This is a genomic window from Brucepastera parasyntrophica, assembly GCF_022376835.1.
In the GTDB taxonomy this organism is placed as follows: Bacteria; Spirochaetota; Spirochaetia; order Treponematales; family Treponemataceae; genus Brucepastera; species Brucepastera parasyntrophica.
In genome coordinates this window covers 2095743-2113815 of sequence record NZ_CP084606.1, presented here as the reverse complement: position 1 = coordinate 2113815, position 18073 = coordinate 2095743, and the positions used below count along the sequence as shown (strand labels likewise).

The window sequence follows — 18073 nt, the reverse complement described above, 5'->3', positions numbered from 1 at the left end:
GCAGGACAGGCAAACAATTGACTCTTCCAAAAAAATTTGATTATTATGTGTATATATTTATATGGAGTCAACTGAACCCCCTCTGCCCTTATCTACTTTATCATCTTTATTGCGTTATTACTGTGTTCAATGTTCTGTTCCGCTTCGGAAATAGCCTTTTTGTCCGCCAGCAAGCTGCATATCAGATATCTCAGGGAAAAAAAGAATAAAGCCGCCGCGCGGGTTGAAAAATTGATGAAGAGAAAGGATTTCTTTATCAATACGATTCTGGTGTGCAATAATATTGTCAATATCGCCATTTCGTCCATTGCGACTGCCATAGCCGTCCAGCTTACCGGAAGCGCCGGTGTAGGTATTGCAACCGCCATAGCGACCGTTGTTATTCTTGTTTTCGGAGAAATACTGCCAAAATCCTTCGCGCTTCTTATTCCCGAAAAGATTGCCCTGAAATTTTCCTTTCCCCTGATGATTCTGGTTTTTGTGATGTCGCCTGTTGTTTCCGTTATTTCCGGTTTTATACGTATTATTATGAAGCTGTTCCGGGTCCGTACCAATACGGACAAAACAACAGTCACAGAAGAAGACCTGAAAACGCTGATTGAGGTAGGCACCGAACAGGGTGTAATAGAAACAAAAGAAAGCGCCATGATGCGGAAAATTTTCAATTATACCGATCTGAACGCCCGGGATATTATGACCCCCAGGACGGATATTTCATTTATCCCGGTTACGGCAACACGTTCCGAAATTCTGCAGCTCTCCGATACTTCGACCCATTCGAGGTTCCCTGTTTACGGCAAAGACCTGGATGACATTCTTGGCATATTGTATGTAAAAGATTTTTTGTTTACCGATATTCGGGATCCGGAGCAGTTTTCACTGAAAAAAATCATGCGGCCGGCCCTTTTTATTTTTGAAAACCAGAAAATTTCAGTCCTCCAGAAGCAATTGCAGGAAGCTAACCAGAATGTCGCGATAATTATTGATGAGTACGGCGGGACATCCGGTATTGTAACAACAGAAGATATTATCGAAGAAGTTTTCGGGGGTATCCGGGACGAATATGATACACCCGCCCGTATTCCGAAGGGAAAAGACAGCGGAGAAAAGGCTGCCGGTGAAGACCAGCCTCAGGAGACCGGGAATGGAGAAACGCTGAAAACGGAAGAAATTATTCCGGGAAATGAACGGCTTGATATTCTGAATGAGCATCTGGGGATACATCTGGCTTCCGAGTTTTATGATACAATTGCTGGCTTTATTATGGAAAAAACAGACGCTCTGCCTTCCGAAGGAACATCAGTGACCGAACAGGGATTCACTTTTACGGTAGATAAGGTGAGAAAAAACCGTATTGATACCGTCACTGTCCGCCTGGCAGCTGAAGATGAGACCGGGAGGGACAGTATATGAATACATTACTCGTAACTACCATTTTACCTCTCGTGATATTGCTTGTCTTCTCCGCATTTTTTTCGGCTTCAGAAACGGCTTTTTCATCCATCTCAAAAGTGCAGCTGCGGCAACTGAAAAAAAGCAAAAACCGTTCGGACAAACGCATAGTGAAGATTCTGGCCAGGCCGGAGAGAATGCTGAATTCCGTTTTAATCGGTAATAATATTGTCAATACCTGGGCGTCGAGTATAGCGACGGCCTTCGCAATAAGTGTTTTCGGGAATAGCGGCGTGGGGATTGCTACGCTTGTAATGACAGCCGTGATTATACTTTTCTCCGAATCAACCCCGAAAACACTTGCGGCCCAGAATCCTCTCGGAACGGCGCGGAGGTTTTCGCCGATAGTTTCCGTTTTTTTGATAATTATGAGGCCTCTTTCCGCCGTTTTTTCGGCAGTCAATACCCTTTTTATAAAAGTCCTTAAATTCATTATGCCTGATTCAGGCCATAGCCTTACGGAAGATGAACTGCGGACCATAATGACTGTAGGAAAGGATGAAGGCGTGCTTGAAGAAGATGAACACAATCTTTTAAACCGCGCCTTTGATTTTACCGATTTAAAATTGAAGGAAATCATGACGCCCCGGACCAATATCATTGCGGTTTCCGTTGATACTGGGCTAAGGGAAATTTATGAACTTTTCAGGGTTCACCAGTTTTCACGCATACCGGCTTATGAAAATACGATTGATAATGTTCTGGGCATGATACATTACAAAGATATTCTGTTCAGTATTGAAAAGGGGAAAAAGCCTGCCGTAAAGGAACTCATCCGGCCCGTTCTGTTTGTTCCGGAAACGCAGTCAACCTACGATTTATTATATGAAATGGACCAGCATTGTTCAAATATGGCCATTGTAGTGGATGAACACGGTGCGACAGTAGGGCTTGTTACGATAGATGATGCTATCGCGGCTGTTTTCGGAACGATAAATGATGAGTATGACAGAGGCGCCGTTAAACCATACGAAAAGGTTCAGGTTTTTTCCGCCGGCCATATCCGTGTTCCCGGCGACCTGAAGCTGGATGACCTGAACGCGCTGCTCAAGACTTCTTTCGATTCCGAATATTTTGAAACCGTCGGAGGTTTTGTTATGGAACTTGCAGGAAAACTTCCCGAGGCGGGAGAGGTTTACCATAACCTGAACGCAGATTTCAAGATATATGAACAGCATAACAGAAAAATCCTGCGGGTAGACATTTTTCTGCACAGCTGACCGTATCCGGGTTATGTCCCCGGCGATTTACTTTTCTTCGGGACCGTTTTTTCCGGAAGAGTTTCCGGTTCGCCGGTATAATTGCTGGGTTCCTGTTCAAGCGCGATATCAACAATTGTGAAGAACAGTATAATAATTATGGGTCCGAGCAGGATTCCGTTAAAACCGAAGGCCTTAATTCCTCCCAGGATGGAAAAGAAAATCAAAAGAGGGTGAACACGTATCTGTTCCTTCAGGAAAAAAGGCCGCAAAAAGTTATCAAAAAAGCTGATAAAGAGAGCGCTGGTAAGCAGAAAAGCAATGCCGTAACCGACGCCTTTGGTAAATATAAGACCTATCCCAGAGGAAACCATATGAGGGCACAGCCGAACATGGGAACAAACGAACAGAACATAGTCAGGACTGAAAACAGCAGGGCCCCTGGACCCTGAAAAGGGAATATATTATCAGCGCAGCGACACCCTGATAAAACGCGACGAGAAAAAATCCCCTGAAAAGGTTTTTGGTAACGTCCCGGAATTTTGAAAGCAGACGCTGGGTGTCATTCTTATCAATGGGAATAGCGTTTATAAAAATCCGCGCGAGGGCCTTGCCGTCAACATAAAAGAAGTACAGTGAAAAACATACAAAAACCAGGGAAACAACAAAGCCGCTGATATTTTTTATAAGGTTTCCAGCGGTTGACATAATTTTTTCAGCATAGGAATTCAGAAAGCTGAGGGCCTCGGCCTTTAAATCAAAGGAAGAAAGATCTATCGCGCCAAGGGACAATTCCCTGGCTTTTTCAGCTATATTTACGCCAAGGTCTTCGTCCTGAAAAAAGTGGGGATTTTCCAGGATAAACTGTTTAACCTGATCAATGAAAACCCGTATCTGCCCGATCAGTTTAAAGCCTATGAAAAAAAAGATTCCGATCAGCAGCAAAACCGTAAGGACGGCAAAAGTACCCGCAAGCAAATGCCGTTTTGCTTCATAAAAACGCTTTTTCGGATTCATTTTTTTGAGAATTCTTGAATAGAGGGGGTCAATCAGAATATAGCAAACGGCGGCCCATAAAAGCACATCAGCATAAGGCAGAAAAATCATACCCATGAGAATAAGCATTATGGCCAGCAGTCCGATCAGCGAAATGGTTTGTATTTGTTTTCTTTGCGGCATAATTAAACTATAATAACAAATCCGCCGGTTTGCATACCCCGGGAAAAGGGAACTTGCGCCGGAGCGCTACTTGCCCCGCTTCCCTTCTATATCCTTGAAGTACCGGACTGTGCTTACCCGCAGTTCGTCAACGGCATCTTCATCACAGACAATAATGGCGTTCGGGTGCATTTGCAATACGCTGATTGTCCACATGTGATTGACACCTTCTTCAATTGCATGGCGAAGCGCCCGGGCCTTCGTATAGCCGGTCGCAAGAATCATTACTTCCTCTGCTTCAGTTATGGTACCGATACCGACGGTCAAAGCTTTTGTCGGGACCAGATCAGGGTCCCCGCCGAAAAACCGGGAATTCATGATTATAGTGTCCTGGGTCAGGGTTTTAACTCTGGTTCTGGAAGACAGGGATGAACCGGGTTCATTAAAGGCGATATGCCCATCGGCCCCGACGCCGCCCATAAACAGATGGATTTTGCCGTATGAAGCAATTTTTTCTTCATATTTACTGCATTCTTCAACAGGATTCGCAGTCATGCCGTCAAGGATATGTATATTTGCCTGATCCATATCAATGTGGCTGAAAAAATTATCATACATAAACCGGTGATAACTCTGGGGATGCTTTGCATCGAGCCCGAGGTATTCATCCATGTTAAAGGTAACTACATGTTTGAAGGAAACTTTTCCGGCCTTATACAGGCGTATTAGTTCCCGGTATACACCAAGCGGAGTCGACCCGGTTGGCAACCCGAGTACAAACGGTTTCGCCGCCGTCGGAGAAAAGGTGTTTATCCGCTCAACAATATGATTTGCCGCCCATTCAGCGCAAACAGCATAATCTTCTTTTATTACGACCCTCATACAAACTCCTTATGCCTATAACAAATAACTATAATAAATGCTGCCACAGGCCGTATGGCTATTATAAAGGAGGTTGAAAGAAGCTGCAAATAAAAAAAACAGGATACCCGGAAAAATCAATAAGAGGGCTATGCCAGTTCCGAAAATATTGAACCCTGGATACGGCGGACCAATACGGCTTTCCCGAGGAGAACCGTTTCAATCAGATGATCCGGTTCGGTAATGATTTTTATTCCCACATCGCCGGGCAGCTTTTCAGTAGAAAGGGGCCGCCCAAGTATTGTACGGTTTCCGTTCTTTTTATCCAGCTCTATCCTGAGCAGGGAACCGGAAGCAATTGCATATTCCACAATCCGTATCTTGCCGAGGAAATCCATTCCTTTCGCTTCTATTTTTTCGAGCCGGATCGATTCCGGATTGAGCTGTCCGGAATCAAGGACTATTCTCCGGTTAATTCGTGACAGCAGGGCTTCGTGCATATCTGCCGGGAGCTGCAGAGAATCAAGGGATTCAATAAGCTCACGGCGAAGAATTATATATTCTTCACTGGTATTTTTTTCCGGCATATTTTTTTCGGTGGATGCAGGTTCCTTCTGTTCCGGCTTTTTTTTCTCTCCGAGCGAAGGAAGGGGACTGCCTTCCCGGGGGAAGAGGCAGCTTTTGTCTGAAGAAAATTCAATCCGGCGGCATCAAAAAATTCCTTCAGGTCTTCCTTGGATTCCGCTTCCAGAAGATATACTCCGGGCGCAAGCGTTTCGCGCACAAAACGGTTAAAGTACGGATTGTTTTCAAAAACGGTTCTGCGGGATTCATCAATACTCAGGACAAAGCCCTGAAACAGCGCGGCAGATGAAAATCCCCGGTACCAGTCCTGAATTGAAAATACAACATTCCCCGGAAGAGGCTGTTCGCTTTTTTCCTGCAGCGTCTTGACCAGTTTTTCCGCGTTTTCTCCCAGATAAAAGGCGTTAATGCAGGAAGTTTTTGTCAGTTCAAACTGAGCCACAGTCTGAAGACTGCGTATCTCGGCGCAGCAGGCGAGGTCAATCATTTCAGAAAGCGTAAACCCGGGCATAAGGGTTATTGTGAAAGCCGGAGAAACTACCAGTTTTGACGCGGCATTTTTTTCCGGCGCGTCCGGCGGCCTTTGAAACAGGGCCGTATTTACGGTTATCAGTCCGTCCCGTTCGTCAAGATAACCGAACAGGAGGGCTATATCAATATAGCTCATCCGGCTGCTTTCGGATGAAGTATTCACCGGCGCTTTTCTGTTTTCCTGAAGCATGGAGGCAAGCCTTCCGCGCGGCGCGGAAAGTCCGGAAAGGGCGGATTTTTCCGCCAGAAGAAAAATCATGCGGTCGATGGTTTCTTTTTTATACCGGGCGCCGGGGACACATTCCGCAAGGAAAGTCCTGAATTGCTGAGCCCGCTGCTGTAAAATATCACGGGAAAAATTTCCGTCAGCCGCCGCGGCAATATAGGCAAGCCGCTCTTCAAATGAAAGGAACGCAAAAGCCTTCCACTGGGACACATTTGCGGCAAGCCGGTCTTCCTGCTGCGCCAGAAGGCCTAATTGCTGTAAAGCTTTTATTATGAGGAGAAAATTTTCTATATTTTCCGCAAATTGCGGAAACACCTGTTTAATAAGGTCTATATTTTTTTTCCGTAAACTCCCGTCGCCTGTCACAGCAATTTCAGTATGCAGAAAAAGGCTGAGCAGGGCTGTGAGCGTTAGATCATCAAAAAGGAGCTGTGATAAAAAGGGCTGATCAATAACGGCGGGAGGAATGAGATTTTCAGGATCGAGCAGCGGAAGTATATCATTTGCAAGGACAGGATTAAGCGCATAGGCCCTGGTGTATACCTCATTTTCACGAAAAATAATCAAGCGTTCTTCCAGATTTAATATGCGCTCATGAATTTCCGAATAGGTATATGATCCGGAAAAAAAGGCGCTTATTTTTTCAAGGGTCGGATACGGCAACTCCGAAATTGCGGATAATATCAGCAAATCAAAGTTATCAAGACTTACAAGCAAACAGTACCGTATTTTCTTTTTCCTCAGGAAGTCGGTCAATTCTTCAACCAGCCGCTGCTTATTATACGGAGTTTTAACAGCCCCAAGATACAGACGAACCAGATCGAAGAAGTACTTATCGGAAAGTTGTAAAAGTGATTCCTGCCACTTTCTTATATTTTCAGAATTCATTTCTTTTCCTTAAAATAGCGCATGTTTATTCTAAATATACACAGATTCTGACAACTTGCAAAAAGAATGCTGCCGGCTGCCGCATTCTTTATTAAAATACCCCGGACGGTGATAGCTGCTACGCGGAATATTCCTCCTCGGTTTCTTCATTCCAGCGCAAGATTGCGTATTCATAACCCTGTTCAGCAAGAAATTTCTGTCTGTTCGCGGCAAAATCTTCTTCCACTGTCTGGGCAGTAATGATGGTATAAAAAACGAGTTTTTTTCTTTCGGCCTCAGAATTCTTCCAAGGCGCTGGGCTTCTTCCTGGCGGCTGCCAAAGGTTCCGGAAATTTGGATAGCCACGGAAGCGTCGGGCAAATCAATTGCAAAATTGGCTACCTTTGATACAACAATGGTTTTCAATTCACCTGAACGAAAAGACCCGTAAATCCGCTCGCGTTCTTCGGTCGGTGTTTTTCCCGTAATGATCGGTATATTTAAAGCGCCGGCAATTTCAGTCAGCTGGCGGATATACTGCCCTATGATTAATACTGAATCATTGCGGTGCTTCTTTAAAAGAGCGTTAATCACATTCTTTTTCCGTTCATTTTCGCTTGCAATACGGTATTTTTCCCGTGGGGACGCAACCGCATACTGCAGTTCCTGTTCCGGGTCCATATCGGTCCTTATTTCAATACAGCGCGCAGTCGCTATCCATCCCTGACCTTCGAGGTCCTTCCATGGAACATCATAGCGCTTCGGACCGACAAGGCTGAACACATCCCCTTCCCTCCCGTCTTCACGGACAAGCGTGGCTGTTAACCCGAGCCGGCGGACGGTCTGGAGTTCGGCAGTAATACGAAAAACAGGAGCAGGAAGCAAATGGACTTCGTCATAAATGATTAATCCCCAGGGCCGGTCCCTGAAAATTCTGAGGTGGGGAAAATCTTCCTCTTTTGAAGACCGCCAGGTGAGAATCTGGTAGGTCACAATAGTTACCGGTTTTAAATTTTTAGCGCCGCCGGTATATTCACCTATATCGTCCGGAGAAAGGTCTGTTTTGTCCAGCAATTCATTAATCCATTGATGGACCGCTACTATGTTGGTTGTAAGGATCAGCGTGTTTGTCTGTAAAAGAGACATAACATTCATACCTACAATCGTTTTTCCGGCGCCGCAGGGCAAGACAATTGTACCGAATCCTGTTCCGGGCCCCTTGTCGCCGACAAGAGCGTGGGCAGCTTCTTTCTGGTAATCCCGTATGGTAAGAGGTTTGCCGGTCAGGCATATATCCCTGAGTGAAAAAACCAGAGGCTCGCCGGCCCTGAGGGGGATTTCATCTTTTACCGGCCAGCCAAGATGAAGAAGCTCCTGTTTTACCGTTCCCCGGTTGAGCATCGCGAGCGAAAACCGTTTCTTTTCAGCGTCCGGAATCAGGTATTTTGCCATTTGTTTTGACGAGGCGATCTCCCTGAATATCTTCGTTGAGTCTGTCACCAGATAGATATATTCATCAGCAGCATCAGTATTCGGAGAATTTTCCCGCCGGTCCATAGCGACCATCCGAATTTTTCCGAACCGGTTTATTGTTTCGATAATCCACTGTTCTACAGCTCCGGGAACGGGAAAACGGACAAACCGGCGGAGAACAGCCATGATTTGTTCCGCGCCAAATCCGACACTGGCGGCATTCCATAGTGAAAGCGGGGTTATCCGGTATGTATGCAAATGCTCCGGCGATTTTTCAAGTTCAGCGAACGGAATAAGAGCGGCGCGGGCGTCTTCGGAACGGGGCGTATGGACATCGAGGAGGATTGTTCTGTCTCCCTGAACTATCAGCGGATTCAAAAAAGTATCCGTCATAACAAACTACTGCCCCGAGCCGATTTCACAAGAACAGGCATAACAGCGTGTTTTTTTACACATAAATCAAACAAAGCCCCCAAATCAATCTTCTTTCTGCTTATTATCTAAACAGGAAATGCCTTTTGAAATATTATCCATATTCCACCCTGAAGGATTCTGAAACACTCTGAGTCCGAATTCAGGCATTACAGCCAGCAGGTGGTCCACAATATCAGCCAGAATCCCTTCATACTTCACCCAGCGCGTATCCGAAGTGTACAGGTATAATTCCATGGGCAGCCCTTCCGCGCCGGTTTCCAGATAACGTACCATATGCGTCATCCCCTGATGCACATTCGGATTATCAACCAGATAGGCTTCAATGTAGGCGCGGAAGGTCCCGAGATTTGTCAAATGCCGTCCGGAAACATAGTCATGTTCCGGGACCCCGAGCTTCTTATTATGTTCTTCAATTTCCATTATCTTTGAGGCCAGATATGAAGACAGCAGCCGCAGGTCTGATAGTTTTTTAATATCATCCTCCGCCAGAAACCGGACGGAAGTCATATCAATATAAATTGAACGTTTTATTCTCCGGCCGCCGGAATCGCTCATGCCGCGCCAGTTTTTAAAACTGTCGGAAATCAGGGCATAAATCGGGATAGTCGTAATGGTTTTATCCCAATTCTGCACTTTAATGGACTGGAGCGTTATATCAATAACATAACCGTCCGCATTGTACTTGGGCATCTCTATCCAGTCGCCGATCCGTACCATGTCATTTGCAGAAAGCTGCATACTGGAAACGAAGCCGAGAATTGAATCCTTAAAGACCAGCATCAGAACGGCGCTCATGGCCCCGAGTCCGCTGAGAATACCGACAGGTGAAACATCCATAACAGCGGTAATAATCAGGATTATGGCAATGATATAAATGAAAATTTTTATCATTTGCAGATAACCCTTGATAGGCTTCTGCCTGGCCATTTCCCCGTTCGAAGCCTGATAAATTGTGTTTATACCGTCAAGAAAGGCCGCGAGTGTATAAGCTACATTTCCGAAAATATACGCGACAATACATCGTCTTATAAATTCGGTTACCATGTTTTCCACCGGCAAAAAAACCGGTATAATCAGATACACAATAATAGGAGTTATGAGCCGCGTAAGCCGGGAAAAAAAACCGCTCTGCTGCATATAGTCATCCCACTTGCCGCGGGTTTTTTCAACAGTCCTGCCGATAATTTTTCCGGAGATAAATCTGAAAAACTTCCCTGATATAAAAGCGAGGGCCGAAAGGCAGACAAGAGAAAGAATATAATTAATAATTCCCTGCGCCGATTCTGTAATTGAAAGATTAGTATACAAGGGAGCCATCCATCTTTCAAATAAATGAATGAGATTCATTACAGAATTACCTCCGGTTTATTTTCGGGATATGCCTTTGTCCGGCCTGCACACAAATTATTAAAATTTCTGATTGCTTATACCAATATACCCGATTCCCGAAAAAATCTCAATTTTTTCGGGGCAAAAGGAGAAAGATTTTATATAAATAGTAGAATGTAAATTTTTTTCCGGAAAATACCCGTATGAAAAACCGGAAAAGAGACCGATCTGTTTTACAGCTGTTTTACTGGTACATAATAAGGTACGGACGGGGGTCAAGACTGAGGACTTCTTCCGGAGTCATGAGAGGCTGATCATATATAGCGCCCTCAACCTTTGGCTCAAGAAAAAGCTTGAAGGACTTAAGCGGCATGTTTTCTGCATAGGCATTTGCCGCGTATGAATTTTTCTTCAGCGCGGGAGAGCCTATACCGTCCGCGCAGTGAATAAGCTGAACAAGCTCAAAATCCGTTTTTATCGCCGGCCTGTTGGCAATCATTTTCGGTTTAAACTGGTGGACCACAAGCATCCGCCGGCCCGGGAGTCCGTGTTCAACAAGATAGTCCTGCATCATTTTCTGGGCGGTATTTATTTCTTCCCCGGAAACCGAGCCGATTTCCTGCATCGGCTTTGTAGTCCGCCATTCAGGGTCCAGGGCCAGGTGTACATTGGAGTATTTTAAATACGGCAGCATTTTTTCCATCGAGCTTTCTACTGTATATTTACCGATCTGATGGTCCAGAAAAACATACCAGCCTCGGGCCTGGGCAAATTCAATATACTGTTTAATAACCCTGTCCGGGGTAATACCGATGTCACCTTCCGGCCAGCAGGTCCCGAAAATTATATAAAAGGCCGGGATAATTCCTCTTCTGCCATTTGCCACATCATATACCCGGACAAAATCATTCATTATGTTTTCTATTTCATCAATTGGATACTGACCGAGTATCCCCATGGTGCGCGCGCCCGGTTTTCCGTACAGGGCAAAAATATCGTTATTCAAAAGAACAGACTGGAGCCTCGGAGATTCCTTATTGCGTTCAACAAATTCTTCATAGGTGGGTACGGAAACCAGACTGGCTGCCCGGAGTTCCGCCATTTCCGCCGCGCCCTTCCATGTTAAGGCATAGGGGAAAAGCGGATTGAATCTGCTGCCCGACTTGTCTGTCCCGTCCATAATCATGGAATTTGTTTCGGCATATACCATTCCTCCCAGAGAAATGCACAGCAAAAGAAGAGGAAGAACCCGTATATTTTTCATCAAAGACTCCTGTATCTAGCTTATCGGTACGCTTCACGGCGCACTAAAGTAAAAGAGAAGAAGAATTTACTGTGTTTCAGCCGGGGCGGGATCAGCCGTTTTTTTCTGTTCTTCGAGGAGCGCGAGAATCTGCTTGAGAAGGTCTATGATTTGCTGGTCAGTCAGAGAAGAATCTTTTTTCTGCTTTGTATTTCCCGTGAGCACATTCAGTACATTTGATATTGAAGAATCGTCGTCCTGGTTTTGAAGCAGCTGAAGCAGAGCGCCGCTGTTTTCATCAGGATTGATAAGTGATAAAAGAGCCGCGGCATCGTCTGTGCCGGTTGTTTTTTTCTGCTCCTGCTTTTTTCCGGAATCGGCCTGCTGGGGCGAAGGTGTTATTTTCGGAGGTGACGGAGGGGCAACTGACGGAACCGCAGGAGGCGCAACCGGAGTTATGGCAGGCGGGGCAACAGGATTCGGGGGTATGTATCCGCTTTGGCCCCATATCCGGAAAAAAAAGCCGAATACAAAAACCGCCGCTAAAATGGTCTTTCCTTTCATACTGGCAATTATACCATACATACAGGAAACAGCAAGTTAGGCGCCGTTTTTTTGAAATGGCCGGAGAATAAATTCAAATGAAGCAGATGTAACATAATAATATATCCTATCGCCTATCAGGGCGGTGGACAAAAGCAATATAATAGATATAGTGTATGTTGACAGGAGGTAAATTCTTATGAAGAAACATATTATAGGAACTGTTCTTTTTATTTTCTTAATTTTAGCTCAAAATGCCTTTGCCCAAAGCGGCAGCTTCGGCAACAATCTGACCTGGAAATTTAACGGCGGGACGCTGACAATCAGCGGCACCGGGGAAATGCCTGATGTCATCTCTCTCGATAATCCGCCGTGGAATGCCCATAAACTCAACATTACCAGCGTGGTAATAGAAAACGGCATCACCGCCATCGGCAGGCATTCCTTCAACGGTTATAGTCATACCAACCTGCAATCCGTGACCATTGCCAATACCGTAACCAGAATCGGCTCCTGGGCCTTTGAGAATTGCAAAGCCTTAACGGCTGTCGTGATTCCCGACAGCGTCCTCGTCCTGGGCAACAGCGCCTTTTCCGGATGCAGCGCCCTTGCCTCCGTAACAATAGGCAGCGGCCTTACCAAAATCCTTGGGGAACCTTCCAGAAAAGCGGCTTGACCTCCATCACCATCCCCGAGGGGATTGTTGAAGTTGCGGATGGTTCTTTTACCGACTGCACCCGCTTAACTACTGTGTATTACAATGCCGCAAATGTGCTGGACCTGGTAATTACGGGCGATAAACCCTTTACAAACTGCAACGCCTTAAAAACCGTTATTTTCGGCGATACGGTACGGCGCATTCCCAATTTCCTCTTCTTTGGACAGAAGAGCGTACAAACGGTAACTATCGGGTCGGGGGTAACCCATATCGGTGAAAGCGCCTTTCATGCCTGTATCCAGTTATCATCCCTTACCCTCGGCAGCAATGTCGTCGAGATTGGAAGCAGGGCTTTTACGGCATGCAGCAGTTTGCGGGAAGTAACTATTCCCGATACTGTAACTATCATCAGGAACTCCGCCTTTGATAACTGCTCCAACCTTACTTCAATAACCATCGGAAGCGGAGTAAGCACAATATTTGCCGCGGCATTCCGCAATACCGCGATAACATCACTCACGATTCCTGAAAATGTTACTGAAATGTATGATGGGGTTTTCGCGGGCTGTACCCGGCTGCGAACCGTCTATTTCAACGCGGAAAATTGCGATAATTTTACCAGCTCCGGTATTTTTGCCAACTGCAGGGTATTGTCAACAGTTGTCTTCGGCGACCGGGTACGGCGGATACCGGCCAATGCTTTCAGCGGCGTAGGGGCTTTGGAAGAAATCACCATCGGCAGGCGTGTTACCGGCATTGGAAATTACGCGTTTGCTAACTGCAAAGATATAATGGAAATTACGATTAATGCCGCAAGGCCTCCGGCGCTTCACCACTCGGTATTTAGCAATGTGGACAAAAGCTTTATCACCCTCACTGTGCCTGCGGCTTCGCTCGCTGCTTACCAAAGCGCCGAAGGCTGGAAGGACTTTCAGATAAGTCAATAAATCAAAGTATTTATTGTATATAAAAGAAAAACAACGCAGGCCCGCGAACGAAGTGATCGTTCGCGGGCCTGCGTTCGGTTAGACCTTGCCTATATGCTGGCAAGCGACTGTTCAACATGTTCAAGACGGGCAGTAAGCTGGGCGATTGTTTTTTCCAGCCTCTTTTTTTCTTTTTCAAGTTTGGTTTTCGGATCGTCATTTTCCTCTTTCCGGGAAAGATTTGTTTTTATGGTATCGGGACTGCGCTGGGAAAGGAACTGCTGTTCGGCGGCGGCCCTTTTTTCCGGGGTCTTCTGTGAAGCAACAATTTTCATTGCCTCGTACCCGAGAGAAGGATTAACATCCAGGGAACTCACTCTGACCATGGTCTTTGCAGCTGAACGCGGGAGGCATAAAATCCTGTCGATATAGTCTTCATAACGGATGCCGGCCTCCCTGCACAGCACATGGGCCCGCGTCAGGAGCTTCCCGAGCTCATTCATAAGCCGGCCGTTTTCCGCCAGATATTTGGAACGGATTTCTTCCGTAAGGGCTTTAAGTTCATCCGATTTTTCCACACCGATTTTATACAGCCCCTTCTTTTCCGCTTTTTCCAGCAAATCATGAAAACAGGCCCAAAAGGCCGCGGTATGGGCGCGGCCCGTATTGAGACCGCCGTTCAGTTCGCACTGGAGATGATGGGCATACTCATGTATGGCGGTATATATCAGCTGGTTTTCATCATCAAAATTCTTGTTGTGCAGAAGAATTTCATGAGTTTCGGGTTTGTACAGGCCGTTTACCTTGCGGCTCTTTTTGCCTGTCATTGTTATTGAAAATTCAAGCCCGGTATCTTCCAGTCCGAGCAGCATATCTTTTATCTGATCCTGATTCATACTATCCTTCCTTTTAAAATCGCAAAGCGGTCTTAAACCTTCCCTGAGTTACTTCAAATATAGTATAGCAGAAAATAATATACATTTCTGCTAGCTCCAAATCTTTGCGAGAATAACAGCAAGGCCCGCAACAGCGGCTGTTTCCGTCCTCAGAATTCTCGGCCCCATTGAACAAACCGTATAACCCGCGGAATAAAAAAGATTTCTCTCCGCGCCCGTCCAGCCCCGCTCGCTGCCAACCGCAAGGATAAGGGGCTTTGCTTCCGAAAGCGAGGGCAGCTTAAAATCATTAAGCGTGCAGACAGGAGAAACCGTATCGAGCAGAACAGGCACTGCTTCCGCGAAACGTTCCGCGATGCCGCCGGTTACTCCGGCTACTGACGGAAAAACTTCGCATTCAGGCAGGGCGGTAAACCCGGACTGCATCGCTCCCTCAATCAGGGTTGTGCGTACCGCGTCGGTATTGAATAAATGTGACTCACGATAGGATTTTTCACCGAGTTCCGTCCCGGTCAAATATACGGCGGAAACACCGAGACTGGAAACATCGCGGAGCAGCCGTTTGAGCTGGATGGGCCGGGGAATCCCGATTACGAGAATTACCGGATACAGCGGACGGCAGGGCTGCTCGGATATAAATTCGAATGTCAATCCCTTTTCATCAAACTCCGTAATCCGGGCAGTTCCGGAGTCGCCGTTGACCTTTCCCGCAAAAAAAGAATCCCCCGCGTTTTTTTTCAGAATTTTTTTTATATGCTGATAACGCTCGTCATTCCGCGGAAAAAAAGGAATATCTTCAAACAAAATGATATTCATATCCAGACTATACTCCTTTAAGTTAGGTTTCTGATATAAAGAATTAACTAGTTCTTTATATCAGAAACTCTTATAATCGGAAATAGTCAAATAATCTGGATTATTTGACTATATATCAGATACGTTTGACTTTTAACACCGGCGGTAATACAATTTATATATGAAGCATTCACACAGCATTGTTCAATCCGCACAGATTGTTATTACCGAAGTCCTCGGTCTGAAAAAAGGGGAACAGTTTTTAATTCTCACCAACAGTGAAAAAGATGTACATCAAATAAGCAAAGCCCTGTATGACGCGGCCCTGAAAATCGGCGCGGAAGCAACCATTGTAATACAGCCGGAAAAAACCCAGCTCGATTTTGCCAACCAGTGCGCGCTTGCCGCCTTTGGCTCAAATCCGGAAGTCTGTGCTTCAATTTCGGGCAACAAGATGGGGAAAGACCGCGAGCATATCGGCAAACCTTTTATCGGAGCAGATGGACGGAAAATCGATCATATTTTCCATTATCTGATGGATGAGAAAAAAACGCTCAGGGCAATCTGGACTCCCGGAATTACGGTGGACATGTTCCGGCGGACCGCCGGCATAAATTACAAACAATTGCAAAGACGGTGTGCGGCTATCTGCGAAGCAATGACCGGCGCTGAATCCATCAGGGTAACGGCTCCCGGAGGAACCGACATAACGGTACCGGTTACCGGCCGCCTCCCCATGAGCGATGACGGTAATTTTACCGAAGGCGGGAGCGGAGGAAATATCCCGGCGGGGGAAGTTTTTATCAGCCCGCTTCCCGGAAAAAGCGAAGGGGTTATTGTGTTTGACGGATCAATCAGCCTTAACAGCGGAGATATAATAACAAAAACACCGGTGAAGGTAGTCTTCGAGCAGGGCTATATTACCGGAATAAGCGGGGGAAAGGAAGCCGAACTGCTCCGCAATTCAATTGAAGAAGGTGAAAAAAAAGCCAGGGAATTTGAAGCGGAAGGAAAGCTCGGGAAAGGCGAAGGCGAGTCATACGCGGAAAACGCCAGGGGACTCGGAGAACTCGGCATCGGTCTGAACCCGGCCGCGAAAATCAGCGGAAATATGCTGGAAGATGAAAAGGCTTTTCATACCTGTCATTTTGCCATAGGCAGCAACTATGATAACGACGCGGAAGCAATGATTCATCTGGACTGCCTGGTCCGGAACCCGACAATTACGGTAAACCACCCGAACGGTAAAAATATTGTAATCGAAAAAAACGGCGTCCTTGCCGCACCCTTTGGAGATATTTTATGACAGACAGAAAATCATCCGGTCCCGCAGCATCAGCCGAACTGGTAGCCATGCAGCGTTCCTTTTTTAACAGCGGTGCGACAAGGCCTGTTTCATTCAGAATTGAAAATCTGAAAAAACTGTACAATGCGCTGACCGCATACGAACCTCAGATTCTGGAAGCGCTCCGGACAGATCTCGGGAAATCCGATTTTGAATCCTTCTCAACGGAAATCCTGATTTTATCGACGGAAATAAAACAGATGATAAAAAATGTTTCCCGCTGGACAAAGGCCTCAAAAAGGAGTGCGGGGCTGCTCAACTTTCCGTCAAAGGCAAAGGTATATCATGATCCGCATGGAGTATGCCTTATCATGTCGCCGTGGAATTATCCCCTCCAGCTGACCCTTACCCCGCTTGCCGGCGCGATCGCCGCGGGCAATACAGCGATCATAAAACCGTCGGCGTATTCAGCGGCCACCTCCCAGGTCCTTATAGACCTTATCGGAAAAACCTTTCCTCCGGAATATATAGCCGCGGTCGGAGGAGGCAGGGACGTTAATCAGGACCTGCTTAAACAGCACTTTGATTATATCTTTTTTACCGGCAGCACTACCGTGGGAAAATTTGTAATGGAAAGCGCCGCGAAATTCCCGACGCCGGTTACTCTGGAACTGGGAGGGAAAAGCCCCTGTATTATCGGCAAAACCGCGAATATTGATCTTTCCGCGAAACGGGCGGCATGGGGGAAATGCATCAATTCCGGACAGACCTGCATTGCCCCTGATTATTTCCTCGTACATGAAGATATTCAGGATACCTTTATTTCAAAGGTGCAGGAATATATTGAAAAGTTTTACGGCGCGGAGCCGCACAAAAACCCTGAATTCCCGCATATTATTAACCGGAACCATTTTGACAGGCTTACCGGACTTATCGATGACGCCCGGAAAACCCATACGGTTACCGGAGGACGTTCCGATCCCGACACCCTGCGCATTGAACCGGCAATTATAAAAGGGACTTCCTGGACGGACAAGGTTATGGAAGAAGAAATATTCGGGCCGGTCATCCCCATCCTTACATGGAATGATGAAGACGCAATAATCAATACTATCCTCCAGCGTCCGCGGCCGCTTGCCCTGTATATTTTTACGACAGACAAAAAACAGGCAAAAAGATTCCTGAACCTGATACCCTTCGGAGGCGGCTGTATAAATGACACGGTCATGCATATAGCCTCGCATTCACTACCCTTCGGCGGAACAGGTGAAAGCGGCATCGGAAGCTATCACGGCAAAACCAGCTTTGAAACCTTTTCACGGATGAAGCCTGTTATCGAAAAATCCCTGAGACTCGATGTGCCGCTGCGTTACGCGCCGTTTGCCGGCAAATATAAAAAGTTCAGGAAGTTTTTTTAGCAGACAGAGAAAGAGGGTATTTACCGTCCCGGTTTTTACACATCATAATGTGTGAAATATGGAATTTCTACACATAAGCATGTGTAAACAGAGACAAATTCTGCACACCAAAATATACAGAGTATAAGTTTTACACAATATGATGTGTAAAACTTATATTTCTTACACATTGCTATGTGTAAGAATCCTCTTC

Annotated in this window: 16 protein-coding genes and 1 pseudogene; 6 read left to right on the top strand and 11 right to left on the bottom strand. The window is 46.2% G+C overall.

The window, feature by feature from the left end:
- Positions 1 to 129 precede the first annotated feature (129 nt).
- Positions 130 to 1413, top strand: a complete 1284-nt coding sequence (locus K7I13_RS09990; protein ID WP_255945203.1) for a hemolysin family protein — start codon at positions 130 to 132, stop codon at positions 1411 to 1413.
- A complete protein-coding gene (locus tag K7I13_RS09985; protein WP_255945201.1) occupies positions 1410 to 2672 on the top strand; it encodes a hemolysin family protein in 1263 nt (420 codons plus the stop codon). The genes K7I13_RS09990 and K7I13_RS09985 overlap by 4 nt, the downstream gene beginning before the upstream one ends.
- An 11-nt stretch (positions 2673 to 2683) precedes the next feature.
- On the opposite strand, the gene K7I13_RS09980 is transcribed toward K7I13_RS09985, so the two are convergent.
- The 9 genes and pseudogenes from K7I13_RS09980 to K7I13_RS09940 all read right to left on the bottom strand — a co-directional run bounded on the left by K7I13_RS09980 (position 2684) and on the right by K7I13_RS09940 (position 11923).
- Entirely contained in the window at positions 2684 to 3025 is a 342-nt protein-coding gene (locus K7I13_RS09980; protein ID WP_255945199.1) for an AI-2E family transporter, read from the bottom strand.
- A 43-nt stretch (positions 3026 to 3068) separates the two neighbouring features.
- A complete protein-coding gene (locus K7I13_RS09975) occupies positions 3069 to 3830 on the bottom strand; it encodes an AI-2E family transporter (RefSeq protein WP_255945197.1) in 762 nt (253 codons plus the stop codon).
- Positions 3831 to 3896: 66 nt separating this feature from the next.
- Positions 3897 to 4691, bottom strand: coding sequence for a glucosamine-6-phosphate deaminase (gene nagB, locus K7I13_RS09970; RefSeq protein WP_255945195.1), 795 nt, complete (start codon positions 4689 to 4691; stop codon positions 3897 to 3899).
- A gap of 128 nt (positions 4692 to 4819) precedes the next feature.
- The gene (locus K7I13_RS09965) at positions 4820 to 5257 is read right to left on the bottom strand and encodes a hypothetical protein (RefSeq protein ID WP_255945193.1); all 438 of its coding nucleotides are present in this window, start codon (positions 5255 to 5257) and stop codon (positions 4820 to 4822) included.
- Complete coding sequence (locus K7I13_RS09960) at positions 5224 to 6900, bottom strand: hypothetical protein (RefSeq protein WP_255945191.1); 1677 nt, start codon at positions 6898 to 6900, stop codon at positions 5224 to 5226. Before K7I13_RS09960 ends, K7I13_RS09965 begins: the two co-directional genes overlap by 34 nt.
- Before the next feature lie 118 nt (positions 6901 to 7018).
- Positions 7019 to 8745, bottom strand: a pseudogene (locus K7I13_RS09955) (DNA repair helicase XPB).
- Positions 8746 to 8829: 84 nt separating this feature from the next.
- The gene (locus K7I13_RS09950) at positions 8830 to 10134 is read right to left on the bottom strand and encodes a mechanosensitive ion channel family protein (protein WP_255945189.1); all 1305 of its coding nucleotides are present in this window, start codon (positions 10132 to 10134) and stop codon (positions 8830 to 8832) included.
- A gap of 226 nt (positions 10135 to 10360) precedes the next feature.
- Positions 10361 to 11380: a hypothetical protein gene (locus tag K7I13_RS09945; RefSeq protein ID WP_255945186.1), complete on the bottom strand. Its 1020-nt coding sequence runs from the start codon at positions 11378 to 11380 to the stop codon at positions 10361 to 10363.
- A 66-nt stretch (positions 11381 to 11446) separates the two neighbouring features.
- A complete protein-coding gene (locus K7I13_RS09940) occupies positions 11447 to 11923 on the bottom strand; it encodes a hypothetical protein (protein ID WP_255945184.1) in 477 nt (158 codons plus the stop codon).
- Between the two features lie 178 nt (positions 11924 to 12101).
- Here K7I13_RS09940 and K7I13_RS09935 point away from each other — a divergent pair, with 178 nt between their 5' ends.
- Together K7I13_RS09935 and K7I13_RS09930 are read left to right on the top strand one after the other, a co-directional pair.
- Positions 12102 to 12578 carry a leucine-rich repeat domain-containing protein gene (locus tag K7I13_RS09935; protein ID WP_255945182.1) on the top strand — a complete coding sequence of 159 codons (477 nt, stop codon included), beginning with the start codon at positions 12102 to 12104 and terminating at the stop codon, positions 12576 to 12578.
- Positions 12575 to 13507, top strand: coding sequence for a leucine-rich repeat domain-containing protein (locus K7I13_RS09930; RefSeq protein WP_255945180.1), 933 nt, complete (start codon positions 12575 to 12577; stop codon positions 13505 to 13507). The genes K7I13_RS09935 and K7I13_RS09930 overlap by 4 nt, the downstream gene beginning before the upstream one ends.
- 89 nt (positions 13508 to 13596) lie before the next feature.
- Here the strand turns inward: K7I13_RS09930 and K7I13_RS09925 are convergent, their stop codons facing one another.
- Positions 13597 to 14382 carry a hypothetical protein gene (locus K7I13_RS09925; RefSeq protein WP_255945178.1) on the bottom strand — a complete coding sequence of 262 codons (786 nt, stop codon included), beginning with the start codon at positions 14380 to 14382 and terminating at the stop codon, positions 13597 to 13599.
- A gap of 90 nt (positions 14383 to 14472) precedes the next feature.
- Complete coding sequence (locus tag K7I13_RS09920) at positions 14473 to 15198, bottom strand: 16S rRNA (uracil(1498)-N(3))-methyltransferase (RefSeq protein ID WP_255945176.1); 726 nt, start codon at positions 15196 to 15198, stop codon at positions 14473 to 14475.
- 160 nt (positions 15199 to 15358) lie between these two features.
- Between K7I13_RS09920 and K7I13_RS09915 the strand changes: the two genes are divergently transcribed.
- A complete protein-coding gene (locus K7I13_RS09915; RefSeq protein ID WP_255945174.1) occupies positions 15359 to 16483 on the top strand; it encodes an aminopeptidase in 1125 nt (374 codons plus the stop codon).
- A complete protein-coding gene (locus tag K7I13_RS09910) occupies positions 16480 to 17880 on the top strand; it encodes an aldehyde dehydrogenase (protein ID WP_255945172.1) in 1401 nt (466 codons plus the stop codon). The genes K7I13_RS09915 and K7I13_RS09910 overlap by 4 nt, the downstream gene beginning before the upstream one ends.
- The last annotated feature ends 193 nt before the right edge of the window (positions 17881 to 18073 follow it).

What these genes read in the sequence shown, in the direction of transcription:
- K7I13_RS09935 (WP_255945182.1), top strand. Translation starts at nt 12,102, where the DNA reads ATGAAGAAACATATTATAGGAACTGTTCTTTTTATTTTCTTAATTTTA.
- K7I13_RS09975 (WP_255945197.1), bottom strand. Translation starts at nt 3,830, where the DNA reads ATGCCGCAAAGAAAACAAATACAAACCATTTCGCTGATCGGACTGCTG.
- K7I13_RS09915 (WP_255945174.1), top strand. Translation starts at nt 15,359, where the DNA reads ATGAAGCATTCACACAGCATTGTTCAATCCGCACAGATTGTTATTACC.
- K7I13_RS09980 (WP_255945199.1), bottom strand. Translation starts at nt 3,025, where the DNA reads ATGGTTTCCTCTGGGATAGGTCTTATATTTACCAAAGGCGTCGGTTAC.
- K7I13_RS09925 (WP_255945178.1), bottom strand. Translation starts at nt 14,382, where the DNA reads ATGAATCAGGATCAGATAAAAGATATGCTGCTCGGACTGGAAGATACC.
- K7I13_RS09985 (WP_255945201.1), top strand. Translation starts at nt 1,410, where the DNA reads ATGAATACATTACTCGTAACTACCATTTTACCTCTCGTGATATTGCTT.
- K7I13_RS09950 (WP_255945189.1), bottom strand. Translation starts at nt 10,134, where the DNA reads ATGAATCTCATTCATTTATTTGAAAGATGGATGGCTCCCTTGTATACT.
- K7I13_RS09940 (WP_255945184.1), bottom strand. Translation starts at nt 11,923, where the DNA reads ATGAAAGGAAAGACCATTTTAGCGGCGGTTTTTGTATTCGGCTTTTTT.
- K7I13_RS09960 (WP_255945191.1), bottom strand. Translation starts at nt 6,900, where the DNA reads ATGAATTCTGAAAATATAAGAAAGTGGCAGGAATCACTTTTACAACTT.
- K7I13_RS09965 (WP_255945193.1), bottom strand. Translation starts at nt 5,257, where the DNA reads ATGCCGGAAAAAAATACCAGTGAAGAATATATAATTCTTCGCCGTGAG.
- K7I13_RS09910 (WP_255945172.1), top strand. Translation starts at nt 16,480, where the DNA reads ATGACAGACAGAAAATCATCCGGTCCCGCAGCATCAGCCGAACTGGTA.
- K7I13_RS09945 (WP_255945186.1), bottom strand. Translation starts at nt 11,380, where the DNA reads ATGAAAAATATACGGGTTCTTCCTCTTCTTTTGCTGTGCATTTCTCTG.
- nagB (WP_255945195.1), bottom strand. Translation starts at nt 4,691, where the DNA reads ATGAGGGTCGTAATAAAAGAAGATTATGCTGTTTGCGCTGAATGGGCG.
- K7I13_RS09920 (WP_255945176.1), bottom strand. Translation starts at nt 15,198, where the DNA reads ATGAATATCATTTTGTTTGAAGATATTCCTTTTTTTCCGCGGAATGAC.
- K7I13_RS09990 (WP_255945203.1), top strand. Translation starts at nt 130, where the DNA reads ATGTTCTGTTCCGCTTCGGAAATAGCCTTTTTGTCCGCCAGCAAGCTG.